Raw genomic sequence first — 12,682 nt, 5'->3', positions numbered from 1 at the left:
AGTCGAATCGATACGCGATTTCTCGGGAGGTTGGCTGTGAGTCTTCGGATTGTCCCGGCACTAACCGGAGTGGTCGTCGTTCTCGCCGGACTTGTTGCGGTTGCATGCACTCCTGACCAGAATTCGCGCGATGTCGCCGGAATCGAGCAGACGCCGAATCCCCGATACTTTGCCGAACGGCCCTCCGATGCACCGATGAACCCATCCGTACATTGCCTCGATGCAGACTTCGCGAACATGAGCGTCGACGAATCGGTTATCTATTGGCAGAACATTTTCGACGACCAACGCATCCACTACCCGGAGCAGTCGTTTCCCTCTCGCGAGGACCTGGAGAATCAGAAGCGGGCCGAATGGTCACACGTGGTGAACGACTCGGTGCCGACTGGGGGTGACGCAGCCTTTGCTCGGGACGTGTGTGGGTTACCGCAATTGGACGGCGCCCTGTACAACGGGATCGCTCTGAGGGAGCTTCGTGGTCACGCCGCCGAATTAGGCCGCCGGGCGTGTACGTCGATCGCGGAGCAGGGAACCGCCGGACTGTGGCAATCAGTGCAGGCTCTGGAATTCGATCGTTCGGACATCGCCGCCCACGAATACTTGATCCATTCCGCGATTGTCCATGTGTGTCCGCAGCTTTCGGATTTCGCAACGGGATCGGCTGGTATCGAGCAGTGTGCCGACTTGATTCCCGATCTGTCAGCGCGGCCTGAGGAGGGTGTTTTCTGCGTCAACTAGTGATACCCCCGCTCCGGCCGGAATCCACAGAGCATCAAAGTTGGGCGACAACATCCGACGGACACCGTAGGGGAAAGGAATCGACCGTCGAGGTCATGATCCATGGAATGGATGTCGGCACCGGCAGAATTCGATCAACCCCGTGTAGTAGTCCATGACGACGATCTCGGCGCACCGAGCGGGCTGCGGTTTGAGTTTGAGGCAGCGTTCGATCAACCCTCGTCCCAGGGAGGGAGAGGGGTGAGTGCAGTTTGCACATTGACCGGGGCGATCCGCGACGCGGACGGCGGCTGGGTGTATCGCAGGCATAGAGCCATGGTGACAACACGCGGTTATGCGAACAATGATTTGACTCTTGCGGAAATTATGTGATGGTCGTTGCAGTGCCCGCTGAACGTTCCTTCGCGTTGTTCGATCTTCGCCCGCATCCTCGAACGCGCCAACTGCGCCAATACTTTCGGTTCATCAAGGCGACCACTAGGCCGGGCGGAGACGACATCCCCTATGCCGCAGGTAGATCGAGGTGCTCGCGGAGTGTGTCGGTCGTGTATTCGGTGCGGTACACGCCACGGTCCTGTAGCGCAGGGACGAGCTTGTCGACCAGGTCGTCGATCGAATCCGTCAGATGGTAGGGGTTGATGTTGAATCCGTCGACCACTCGGTGTCGGACCCAGTACGCCCAGCGGTCTGCGATCTCGCCGGCGGTCCCGGCGAGGTACCGAGAGTTCGGGGCGACCTCGAGGACCAGTTGCCGGATGGAGAGGCCCTTCTCGTCGGCGAGCGCACGCCAACGGGAGATCTGGTCGAGCTTGCCGGTGCGGTCCGCGATCTGAATCGTGCCGCGAGACGGATCGAGTTCACCGTCGATAGGGTCGATGTCCGGCAGGGGGCCGTCGGGGTCGTACGCCGAGAGGTCTTGCCCCCAATAGTGTTCGAGGTAGGCGATGGCACGATGCGGGTTGTACGCGTTCTCGCGGAGCCAGCGGGCCTTCTCATCGGCTTCCTCCGGGGTGTCGCCGATGATCACGGTGACGCCGGGCAGGATGCGGAGCGAATCCGCGGACCGGCCGTGTGCGGCGAGCCGCGACCGCAGATCGCGGGCGTAAGCGGCGGCGTCGTCGAAGTCGCTGTTTGCCGAGAACACGACGTCGGCGTGGCGCGCCGCCAGTTCCCGGCCACCGTCCGAGTCGCCGGCCTGGAACAGCACCGGCCGCCCCTGCCTACTACCCGGAACGGTTGATATTGCGCTGGCGCGCAACAGGTCGGAAGTCCGGGTGAGATTCCCGGCGTGGCCGTCCGGCAGCCATGCGTCGGAGGCGGCGCTCGATGCGACGTCGCCGAGAGACCATGTGGCCCAGTACTCCTTGGCCAGTTCTACGAGTTCGGTGGCCCTTTCGTAGCGGCGCTCGTGGGGGAGCCACCCGCCTCGCCGGAAGTTCTCACCGGTCCAGGCGTTGTCGGTCGTGACGATGTTCCAGCCGGCTCGTCCGTCGGACAGGAAATCCAGGCTTGCGAGCCTGCGAATCAGATCGATCGGCAGACTGTATGTGGTGTTCTGGGTGGCGACCAGGCCGATCCTGTCGGTTGCGCCCGCGAGCGCAGCCAGTTGTGTGATGGCGTCGGGTCGGCCGGCGATGTCGGTGGACAGCACCGCACCCCGGTTCTCCCGTACTCGCTGGCCGTCCCCGAGGAAAAAGGCGTCGAACAGCCCGCGCTCGAGAGTCTGGGCGACCTTCAGGAAAGTGTCGGGGGAGACTTGATCTGCGGCCTTCGGGTCCTCCCATACGGTCTGCGGTCCGATCCCCGGATAGAACACACCGAGGTGAACCTGCGCCTCGGCGTCGTAGGGCGCTCCGGTGTTCGGAGTGGTCATGGCGAAACTCCTCTGGCTCTGAACTAGCGGGTTGTGGACGATGCGTAGCGGCTGACGGGACGCTCGAGCCCGAGCGTTTCGCGCAGGGTTGCGCCGATCCGAGGGGCGCGGTGCACCGATAATTCCTGCAGCGTAGGAACGACGCTCTCGCGCAGGACTTTCAGATCGGTTGTGACGACGGCGGGGTGGATCCGGACGCCATCGACGATGCCGGCAAGGGAACTCAGCAGATCGACGAGGTCGGGTGCCGAACCGGTGAAACGGAGCCGTCCACGGTCGGGCCACGGCGAATGCTCGTCGAGCGCGGCGAGCCGCGACTGTGCCGTCTGGTCGGGGGTGTCGAAAACTACCTCGATGTCGGCGAAGGTGAGACCCTGTTGCCGGGCCGCCTCTTCGGCGATCGCGGACGTGTCATGGCCCGACACCAGCACGACGTCGAGGAGGTCCGACACGCCGAGATCGGCGTCTCCCACGACGACTATCTGGCCCTGCGGGGACCGTGGAGTGATCAGGGGGCCGACGACGTCGAAGAACTCGCCGGAGAACCGGACGTGGTGGACCTTGTCCGGATCGAGGTAGCGGCCGGTCGCGGGGTCGCGGACGACAGCGTCGTCCTCCCACGAATCCCACAGTCGGCGTGCAAGGTCCACGACGTCCCGGACCTCGCGGCTCGCGGCCTCGGCGCTTCGGGGCTCGAAGCCGACGGCTTCGTTGACGTCGACGGAGTTGTCCGCACCGACCACCCAGGCAGCGCGGCCTCTTGACGCGTGGTCGAGGCTGGCGAGTTGGGTGGCGAGGTGGAACGGTTCGGTTGTCAGGGCCTGCACTGTCGGGGCGAGCCCAACCTGCCCTGTCGTCGAGGCGAGGTACGCCGCGCGAGCCCCAGCATCCAACCTGCCCACCGGGTGCAGTGTGCCCTCCGGCACCACCCTGTCGTCGAAGGTGACAAATGAGAATCCGGCTGCCTCTGCGGTCGCTGCGCTCGACCGAAGAATCCGAGGCGATAGTAGCTCGGCGGGTGGGTGACCCCACACCCGCCATGCAGCGGGATGGCTTCCCGCGCCGTCCAACTCGATTGCAAAGTGCAAGAAACCAGGTGATCCAACCACGACCGGGGACCTTTCGAATGAGTGCGGACACGCGCCGGGCTCTACCCTCACCCTGCGCGCTTGCGGAATCAATTGCAGATGCCGCCGGGTCGTCACCTGGAGCACCCCACCGCGCGGGAGGGTTGCCGACCAGCAAGCCAGGGCTTGATGCTGGTGCTCATGACCGTGGCTCAAATCTAACACGGACAATCATCGCCGAAAACCTTTGCACCCCAACATGGAACGCTGCTTATCCGGTTTTTCGGGTGGTGTCCAGCATTGAGATCCGGCTGATTCGAAGATGTGCGGTGCTCGGGTCTTCCTGGTTGCGTATCTGGCTCGACGGTTCGACCTCGTCCACCGGTACCAGCTCGAACTGGAAACGCATCATGACTCGATGTAACTCTATCGCCGCATATTCCGTCCACAGGCTTTCGCGCGAGAGCATCTGAGAAGGTGGGTATCTCGGTGGTCGGCATCGAGGGATAATGAAGGCGAAGTCGGTTTATGCGCAGACCTGGATCATTCTGCACCAACGGAAAAGCGCTCCCGGACAGAACGATTCCCTAAGCGGGTACGTGTAGCACTCCGTTTAGGGGTTTCGCTCCGTCGTTGAGATCTACAAACTTCGACAGCTCAGCTCAAGTCCGCGATGATTCGCTCCGCGAGAGGCTTGGACGACGCCGGGTTTTGTCCGGTGTACAGCTTGCGGTCCACTACGACGTAGGGGGACCACGCCTCAGCATTCGAGAACTTGCCGCCCTGCTCGCGTAGCTTCGTTTCGAGCAGCCACGGAGCCTTGTCCGCCAAACCTGCCTGGGTCTCCTCTTCGTTGGTGAAGGAGGTCAGGTTGTAACCGTCGAACAGCCAGCTTCCATCGGATCTGCGCGCGGGGAGCAACGCTGCCGGTGCGTGACAGACTGCCGAGACAACCTTGCCTGCGTCCAAGAATTTCACGAGAAGCTCGCCGAAGGCTTTGGACACTGCGAGATCCTCCATCGGCCCGTGTCCGCCTGGAACAAAGACCACGTCGTAGGTATCGGAGTCGATTTCTTCGAGAACGTGGGGTGAGTTCAGCGCCGGCTGCAGATCGGCAATGTACTTGCGCATGCGATCAGCGCCCTCCTGACCTCCATTGACCTCGGGGGCAAGGCTTCCCTCATCGACAACCGGGACCTTGCCTCCGGGTGTTGCGATCACGATGTCATATCCGGCATCGACGAACGCCCGATGAGATTCGACCAGCTCCTCGGCCCAGTATCCGGTGGGGTGGGCGGTCCCGTCGTTGAGCGTCCAGTGATCTGCAGAGGTGACGGCAAACAGCAACTTGGTCATTGCATAACCTTTCGTCGGAGACAGGACCCGAAGACAGGCCCAATCGGTGAAACAGCGTCAGTCAATGCAACACACTGGTCCGGAGAGAATTCCGCATCGGCCGCCTCGGGTGAGATGAGTCATGTCTACCCCGCAGTTGCGGAGCAGCTTTGTGTGTAGAGAATTTTTAATGTTTTTCTGCTGCAATATGTTTGATCGGCAAGCGATCCCACGATGGCCGAATGTTACAGTCGGGTCTCAATTTCAACCGGCGGAAAGCGCGTATACCTGCGCAAACCCCGAGGTGAACACTGTTAGGCATCGAAACTTCGGTTCACAGCGGCCGCCATTCGTGATTGCATGGGTCGTGATCCAAGGAACGCAATAGAGGTACACAGCAATAGAGGTACACCGGTGCCTCGACAAATGCGCAAGTGCAAGGAAACGAAGAGAGCGAACGCGATCGAAATGACCACGCCGCAAAAAAGTATCGACCCCGACCTCGAAGTCGATTGGGTATGGGAAGACGGGCAACTACGAGGCGTGGCGGCCGACGGCGCCGTGAGGCTGACTGCGAATCTCCAACGTGCCCAATGGTCATGGGGTTCGTACACACTCTTTGCCGAGCAATTGGGAGACCAAGTGTGGCTCACATTCGACAAGGTTGTCGATGAAATCGGACGCCTCGGTATCGCGGACACGACTGCTGTCGAGGTATTCGCCCCGTGGATGGGGCAAGCCGCGACACCACTTCGGGCACTCAATTCTCCGTTGACGAAGGAAAAGCTGTCAGCCCTGCCGGCTGAAGCTGAAGTTCCGGATTTTGCCTACGCCGTTGTTGCAGAAGCTGTTCGGATTTTCGAGAATCCCCAAAACCCAAATCTCACTGCAAGGTTCTGAGCGGAAACTCGTGGGTAGTGGCGGCCCACTGCGTCTGACTCAAAGCGGTGCTCGATCGTCTTATGGCGCTCACGGGTGTGAGACCTGTTGCTGTATAACGCTTGCTGAACTCAGTCGCGGAAGTAGACGCGAAATGCATTGCGCACAAGACGGATTCTCCGCGAAGGGGTGAAGCGCCGGAACCTGGTCGTCGTGTTGATTCGTGCGCGTAGACCGACTCGTACGCGTGGTACCTATTCAAAGGATGAAAAGTACTCGCGAAGTGCGTCGTGCGACTCGGCCAGTACCGTCTCGTCGCCGGACGGGTTGGTCCGGAAGGCGTACTGAGCAAGTCGCTCGATAATTTCGACGGCAATGGCGCACTGTAGGTGTGACAAGCGGTTGAAGCGTGGCGCGTGAATTTCGAACTGCTCGAAGACGAGAACAGCTATCTCGTCGCACCAGATCTGGTCGAGACTACGGATGCTCGCATTCAGATGTTGCCCGACCCACAGTTCGCGAATCAGTGGAATTGTGTACTGCTGTCTGTAGTGACCGACCAGGATGTCGACAATCTCGGTCCACGTCGTTCGCGAACGATTGTTGAACTGACGGGTGATCAGCCCGTACGAGTCGATCATGCATCTCCGTGCGAGTTCGTCCAGAACCCGCTCAGGAGAGTCGAAGAACGGTAGCGGATTTCGGTGTCGTTCTGTTGTCTTCCGTTTTGCGACGGCGACGCCGACGAGTGCTGCGATGGGGAAGATCCCGAGCAATGTGTACTGCCTCTTCGAATCTCTACCGCGGCGCCTGTACGTGACTGGGAACCGAGTCGCGTCACGCTAATCGGCGATGCGATCCACGCGATGAGTCCGGTACTGGCGATGGGAGCAAACACTGCGATGCGGGACGCGTCCGAGTTGACCCGGACGCTCGCTGAAGCCAGGAGCACTCACGCGTCGCTGGTTGAAGCGGTCGCTGATTATCAAGCCGAAATGGCAGCGTATGCGTTTCCGCTTGTGGCCAACGCCCGGGAAACGGGCCGAACCCGCGTCGGGCAAGCCTGATTTTTGCCTTCGCTGCCGACTTGACTCAAGTTCGCTGTCCGAGAATCTGCGGGCTACGGCGACAACCGTATGAGGAAGGGCTGGAAAGACTTGCGGCCGTGAACAAATACCTCCGGATAGGATCTTTAGTTGCGTTGTCGGTTTACCCAGATGCCGCGCAGGAGCATGAGCACGCTTAGGCAAGCGCCCCATCCAAGCGCGGACAGCACCACGCCTACGCCTGCTTGGCCGGTGGCATCAGTACTGGCTGCAACGCTGAATGCGGTCGTGAATCCTGCTGTCGTACCTACAGCGGCGGTGAAACCACCTGCCGTGGCCCAACGCGAGAAATGTGCAGCGACGAAACATGCCAGAATCACGGTTATTCCGCAGGCGACCACCTGCCAAGTGGGGAACTGGGTCGGTGCCGGCAGGCCGGGCCTACGGAACTCGCCCCGATAGTCGACGGACCAGCTCAGCCAGCCCACACAGGACAGAAGTCCCAGCAAGAACGCGACCAGGCCGGTAGTCCACAGCCCCAGCGGACCCCCGCCGGCTGGCTGCGTAGCTGCGGATCGGTTCGACGATTGCTCGGGTCTAGTTCGCTCTGATCGCCAGATTGACGAGATGATGCCTGCACTGATCATCGTGGGCACTCCGACGAAGATGAGCACCATCCAAAGAAACTGCGGTAGAGCAAATTCGGAATCGACGGTCATTATAGGAGTATGCACCTGGCATGTTTATTGTCGTGGGAACGTGATCCCGATGCGTACGCGAAGTTCTCTTGATGCGTTAGTCGATCTGCACGACAATCGTGCGAGCGCGTCCCGCGACATTCAGCGGGTTCATGCCGACGACGATACCCAGTGCCCGCCCCGGCCTGTTACTGTCTGGATCTCTCTGTCTTGGGCGGAGTCTGCAGAACTCTAGGCTTTGGTTTGTGGCCGCGCACGAAGGGGCCCGTTGTGTGCAACGGTAGCGATCAGTGCGGGAACCACAATGGCTGATACCGCGAGGACTGCACAGAGAAGCGATCCAAGTAGGGGCCGATCGAACCAAAGTTCTTGTGCCAGTATCAATGCACCTAGTATCGAAACACCGGCACCGACGCCTCGAAGAGCGGACACACGCAGAGGCGGCCTGATGGGGTATTGCCCCGTGACGATCGGCAGCCGACGCCCGGCATTGATCGTCGACAACCGCACTGCGTACAGCCAGTTCAAACCTGTTGCAACGATCAGTAAGATCACACCAAGCACTATCATCTCTGGACCATACCGAATGGCGCGCTGGGGCAGCCGACTTCACCTGATTTGCGAATTGTTCCGACTCTGGGCTGTCCGCCCGTCTTGGTCTATGGAGGCGGGCAATAACATGGTTCGATGCGACATGGCCGGAGTGCCAGCGTGTCCACGCTAACGCGTCGTCCGTGACGGAGACCGGTACAACTGACCGATGGGAACATTTCACTCGCAGCGACTCCGCCCGGTACTGCTGGCGCTCATCGCTGTTGTGGTAGTCGTCTTCGGACTTCTCTGGTGGACAAAGGCGATCACCTTCACGAAGACCGCGTTCGTAGAGTTCAGTGTTCCTCCTCCGTCTGCGCATGTAGTCGATACGTATCAATCCAGATACATTGCCTACGAGAGCTTCGACTCTTCGGAACTGGTTGGGATGATGAGTAATCGGCTCGCGGCCGCACACGGTGGCACAGTATCCGACTACTCGAAAGCATTGACCGTGACTCGGGCACCTGATCGCTCTGGAATGACCTTGACAGCTCGCGGGCGAACACCCGATGCCGCAGAATTGCTGTTGATTGACGCTACCGACACACTCAATGGGATTCTCCGCCAACTCGCTGTTCGAGTGCCCACACTCACGGTCGATCCCGACAACTGAATTGAGCAGCGAGACGGTTTTCGAGATCGGGCGGTGTACTCGCGTAGGCACTTCAGGCCTCACTGGAGGTGGCGGAGGAAGAACCGGCCGGCATCGTCCCCCGCGAACTGCGGGACGCCAGTATGCCCACCCATGTTGGCCTGCAGCGTTTTCTCTTGGGATCCGAAGGCGTCGAACAAGTCCAGTGCCAACTGTCGGTCGTTTCCTTCGTCGTCCCACTGCAACAGAACGTGCAGCGGAATCGTGACCTGACGGGCTTCGTCGAACATGACGCGGGGCACGAAACTCCCGGCGAAGAGACCGGCGGCCACGATTCGCGGTTCGACCACCGCCAGCCGGATACCGATAGCGATCACCCCACCCGAGTACCCGACCGGGCCGCGGATCTCGGGCAGTGAAAGCAGGGCGTCCAGGGTGGTCTGCCACTCCGGGACCGCCTTCTCGACCAGCGGGAGGACCAGTCGGTCGATGATCTTCTCGTCAACCGGCTCGCCGGCCGTCAGCGCCCGATGTAGATCGGCGCGGGCCTGCTCGGCTTCGGTTGATCGGGGCCGGTCACCGCTCCCGGGGAGCTCGATGGTGGCCGCGGCGAAGCCGTTCGCCACGCAGTGCCGGGCTCGTCCCGCCAGCCGGGGGTACATTTTGCGGAGTCCGCCGGGGTGTCCGAGCATGATCAGTGGCGCCGGCGAGGACGTGGGCGTCCACAGGGTGCCGGGGATCTCGCCGAGGGTGAAATCGCGTTCGAGGCTGCCGTTTTCGAGGCGCCGTTCGGTGGTGAAATGCATGGTCGTGCCTTTCGGGAGTGCTCGTTGAACGGCGCTCCCGGACGACCTATCGCCCGACCGTGACCCTGAGAAGGAGCACCCACGTCGATACGTTCACGGGTACCACCTCCTCGTTCTCTCGCACGGCTTCGAGGAGAGAATAGCAGTGGCTGTCGTCTTCGCCAACAGATTTATCGGTGTTCACCGAGGCCGAGATTTCCACTCAGGGCGACGCGCAGCATCAGACCGAGGGCGAGCGAGTATCCGAACGTCCAGTGCAGCTCTGGCATTGTGTCGAAGTTCATGCAGTAGATGGCGCAGATCAAGGTGGGTGTGAATAGTATTGCGGCCCAAGCATCCAGGATTTCAGGTGGTACCCGTTGCCACTCGGACCCGACCAACCGATCAGAGAGGACGAGGTCAAGCTTCTCGCCGTGCACATTCCACATCTACCCATCGATGCCGAACTCGACTTGCACTCACAGGTATTCACCACGGTCGCAGCCGAGGAGTTCGATTGACATGCAAAGCGATTCGAGGCAGAAACCTCGGTTTGCACTCTGTCCTTGGGACGGTGCTCGTTCGGTCGAGTGGAATAGACGACATCCAGCCGCCGGCGTCCCCTTGTGCCCAAGCCGGAACCGCCTAAATCGTTTGCAAAAGGTTCTTAATACATTTACCTTTGGGACGTGCATTTGTACTTTCTCTAAGACGGCTGAGTAAGGCCTTCCGCGCTCGTCGAGTCATCCGAGCTTGCGGCGGCCGCTCGTTATCGACCCCTGCGTGGGGTCGCCGTCTTCGGCGTACCTGTTTGCCATTGGCAGCCGGTGGGCCTTCTCTAAGGATCCGAATGCTCACTTCTACGAACCCTCAATCCATGCGCCAACGCGCCCAGCTGATCGCTTCCGACGTATCGGTGATGCGCGGTGCGAACCCGGTCTTGAACCACGTCGACCTCAATGTCACTCCTACATCGCGTATCGCCATTGTGGGAGAGAACGGGCGAGGGAAATCCACCCTCCTCCACGTGCTCGACGGAACCCTCAGTCCTGACTCCGGCACGGTGCAACGCATCGGAACACTTGGTGTCGCGGAGCAGGAGATGCCGGCGCACGACGATCGAACAGTCGGTCAAGCCGTCGCGGAGGCGATAGCCGAATCGATCGCGGCGCTGGCGTCACTCGACGCTGCCATACTCGCGATATCCGATGGAACCGCCGACGGCGCGCAGCGATACTCGGCCGCATTGGAATATGCCGAAGTGCTGAACGCTTGGGATGCCGAGCGACGGGTGCACATAGCCCTCGAAGCGCTCGACGCAGAAACCGATCCTGACCGGTTGCTTGACACTCTCTCCGTTGGGCAGCGATACCGCGTACGTTTGGCCTGCCTTCTGGGTGCCGATGACGATTTCCTGCTACTCGACGAGCCCACAAACCACCTCGACCGAAGTGGTCTCGAATTCCTGACTGTGCGGCTGCGAGAGCGCCAGGGAGGCGTCGTTGTCGTCACCCACGATCGCGCACTGCTCTCCGATGTTGCGGAGACCATCGTGGACCTCGATCCCTCACCCGATGACCGGATCCGCCTGTACGGCAACGGCTACGCCGGCTACCGCGAGGGCCGCCTCGCCGAACGCACACTCTGGGAACAGAAGTACGACCACCAACAAGCCGAACATGCCCGACTGAAAGACAGTCTCAGCTCAGCGCAGAACCGTCTCCAATCTGGATGGCGACCGGAGAAGGGAACGAACAAGCACGGTCGCGCGACGCGCGCGGGCGGGCTCGTGCAGAGCGTTCATCGCCGCCAGGAGCAGCTCGAAGCGCACGCGGTGACGGTGCCGGAACCACCCCAGCAATTTCGGTTCCCTGAACTAGCAACAACAGCCGGTCAGGTGTTGGTGAGTGCGGATCGGGTCTGCGTAGCGGCGCGCTTGGGCTGCCAGGTTTCCTTTACGCTCTCTCGCCGCGATCGCCTCGTCGTAACCGGCCCCAACGGTGCCGGGAAGTCGACGCTGTTGAGCGTGGTAGCCGGTGAACTGCAACCGAGTACGGGTTCCGTCCGGAGGTCGCAGGGCACCCGTCTCGGGTACCTCCGTCAGGAAACCGATCTGCCCCTGCACAGGCGGGCGGGTGAGGTCTATGCCGCTCACCTCGACGCGCTCATTGCAGCGGGGACACTCGAGCCGTCCGATGCAATCGGGCTCTCGCACCTCGGCCTCCTGCGCGCGCGTGAATCGAGCAAGCGGATCGGTGAACTGTCGATGGGACAACAACGTCGTCTCGACCTCGCGATGGTACTAGCCGGCAAGCCGCATGTGCTCCTACTCGACGAGCCGACGAACCACCTCTCAGTCGCCCTCGTCGACGAACTCACCGAGGCATTGGCCGCGACCTACGCCGCGGTCGTTCTCTCCACCCACGATCGCCAACTTCTTCGCGACGTCGACGACTGGCCCCCACTGCAATTGACTGAAACGGCCCTGAGCGGGGAATCGGTATGAACAACAATTCCGATACCAGCGATCTTCATCGTTGCGGGGCTGATCCCACCGCGTCGCAATGGGAAAGCTGATGTGTACGAATGCCTCTCGATGTTCTGAGATTGCTTCCCGTATGGAGATCCCGAACGTCCTGAACGTTCGCGGTGCCACCGCCCAACAACCGACCCCGCCCGCCACCCGCAAAACCGAACGCGCATCGAACCGCCGAGGCCGATCAATACCGACCCGATCGAGTCGAATGAGGCATTCTCGCACGTATCTACTTGGCCTCAGGCGATCCTCCATTGTGGCCGTTCGGCGATTAAGGAAAGCACGTCAAGCGTGGCTATCGTCTTGTCGAGTGACGTCAATCGGGCCGCGAAGCCATCGGCGCCGATCCCTTGACTGACACCGATGTTTGTCAGATCTAGCTTCGGGTAGTGCCTTGAGTGTATGAATCGCAACGTATGTCTCCGTACCGAAACTGGAGGATTCACATGCCGGAGGACAGGAGCAGTCCCTGCGTAGGCGTCGAAGGCGTCAAGGGCAAGGCGAAGGAAGCTTCTGGTGTGGTCAGCGGTAACGACAGC

At 61.0% G+C, this 12,682-nt stretch carries 13 protein-coding genes and 1 riboswitch; of the genes, 6 read left to right on the top strand and 7 right to left on the bottom strand.

The genetic code is table 11. From position 1 onward, the window contains the following. The first annotated feature begins 36 nt into the window (after positions 1-36). Positions 37-738, top strand: a complete 702-nt coding sequence (locus KYT97_RS12515; RefSeq protein WP_219112404.1) for a hypothetical protein — start codon at positions 37-39, stop codon at positions 736-738. A 502-nt stretch (positions 739-1,240) separates the two neighbouring features. Here the strand turns inward: KYT97_RS12515 and KYT97_RS12510 are convergent. The 3 genes from KYT97_RS12510 to KYT97_RS12500 all read right to left on the bottom strand — a co-directional run bounded on the left by KYT97_RS12510 (position 1,241) and on the right by KYT97_RS12500 (position 5,034). Continuing rightward, complete coding sequence (locus KYT97_RS12510) at positions 1,241-2,611, bottom strand: NtaA/DmoA family FMN-dependent monooxygenase (RefSeq protein ID WP_219112403.1); 1,371 nt, start codon at positions 2,609-2,611, stop codon at positions 1,241-1,243. 23 nt (positions 2,612-2,634) lie between these two features. Continuing rightward, the gene (locus KYT97_RS12505) at positions 2,635-3,720 is read right to left on the bottom strand and encodes an LLM class flavin-dependent oxidoreductase (RefSeq protein ID WP_245006096.1); all 1,086 of its coding nucleotides are present in this window, start codon (positions 3,718-3,720) and stop codon (positions 2,635-2,637) included. A gap of 51 nt (positions 3,721-3,771) precedes the next feature. Next, a riboswitch (SAM riboswitch) is annotated at positions 3,772-3,885 on the bottom strand. A gap of 450 nt (positions 3,886-4,335) precedes the next feature. Further along, the gene (locus KYT97_RS12500; protein WP_219112402.1) at positions 4,336-5,034 is read right to left on the bottom strand and encodes a type 1 glutamine amidotransferase domain-containing protein; all 699 of its coding nucleotides are present in this window, start codon (positions 5,032-5,034) and stop codon (positions 4,336-4,338) included. Between the two features lie 447 nt (positions 5,035-5,481). On the opposite strand from KYT97_RS12500, the gene KYT97_RS12495 reads away from it, so the two are divergent. Then, positions 5,482-5,913 (top strand): hypothetical protein, encoded by a 432-nt coding sequence (locus KYT97_RS12495; RefSeq protein WP_141484977.1) that lies wholly within the window; start codon positions 5,482-5,484, stop codon positions 5,911-5,913. Between the two features lie 233 nt (positions 5,914-6,146). On the opposite strand, the gene KYT97_RS12490 is transcribed toward KYT97_RS12495, so the two are convergent. Then, positions 6,147-6,533, bottom strand: coding sequence for a hypothetical protein (locus KYT97_RS12490; RefSeq protein ID WP_219112401.1), 387 nt, complete (start codon positions 6,531-6,533; stop codon positions 6,147-6,149). Positions 6,534-6,596: 63 nt separating this feature from the next. Between KYT97_RS12490 and KYT97_RS31100 the strand changes: the two genes are divergently transcribed. Then, complete coding sequence (locus KYT97_RS31100; RefSeq protein ID WP_172936496.1) at positions 6,597-6,959, top strand: FAD-dependent oxidoreductase; 363 nt, start codon at positions 6,597-6,599, stop codon at positions 6,957-6,959. Between the two features lie 125 nt (positions 6,960-7,084). Here KYT97_RS31100 and KYT97_RS12480 read toward each other — a convergent pair whose 3' ends face one another. Continuing rightward, positions 7,085-7,657 (bottom strand): hypothetical protein, encoded by a 573-nt coding sequence (locus KYT97_RS12480; protein ID WP_172936495.1) that lies wholly within the window; start codon positions 7,655-7,657, stop codon positions 7,085-7,087. 739 nt (positions 7,658-8,396) lie between these two features. Here KYT97_RS12480 and KYT97_RS12475 point away from each other — a divergent pair. Next, positions 8,397-8,843 (top strand): hypothetical protein, encoded by a 447-nt coding sequence (locus KYT97_RS12475; protein WP_219112400.1) that lies wholly within the window; start codon positions 8,397-8,399, stop codon positions 8,841-8,843. A 59-nt stretch (positions 8,844-8,902) separates the two neighbouring features. Here the strand turns inward: KYT97_RS12475 and KYT97_RS12470 are convergent, their stop codons facing one another. Beyond that, complete coding sequence (locus tag KYT97_RS12470) at positions 8,903-9,628, bottom strand: alpha/beta fold hydrolase (RefSeq protein ID WP_219112399.1); 726 nt, start codon at positions 9,626-9,628, stop codon at positions 8,903-8,905. Positions 9,629-9,798: 170 nt separating this feature from the next. Next, complete coding sequence (locus tag KYT97_RS30885; RefSeq protein ID WP_425332407.1) at positions 9,799-10,047, bottom strand: CorA family divalent cation transporter; 249 nt, start codon at positions 10,045-10,047, stop codon at positions 9,799-9,801. Between KYT97_RS30885 and KYT97_RS12460 the strand changes: the two genes are divergently transcribed. Then, positions 9,988-10,128, top strand: coding sequence for a hypothetical protein (locus KYT97_RS12460; protein ID WP_165826228.1), 141 nt, complete (start codon positions 9,988-9,990; stop codon positions 10,126-10,128). The genes KYT97_RS30885 and KYT97_RS12460 overlap by 60 nt on opposite strands. Positions 10,129-10,457: 329 nt before the next feature. Next, positions 10,458-12,113 (top strand): ABC-F family ATP-binding cassette domain-containing protein, encoded by a 1,656-nt coding sequence (locus tag KYT97_RS12455; protein ID WP_219112397.1) that lies wholly within the window; start codon positions 10,458-10,460, stop codon positions 12,111-12,113. Positions 12,114-12,682 lie beyond the last annotated feature (569 nt).

Origin of the sequence: Rhodococcus globerulus (genome assembly GCF_019334125.1) — a bacterium.
Classification (GTDB): Bacteria; Actinomycetota; Actinomycetes; order Mycobacteriales; family Mycobacteriaceae; genus Rhodococcus_F; species Rhodococcus_F globerula.
This window is presented reverse-complemented; position numbering and strand designations above follow the sequence as displayed.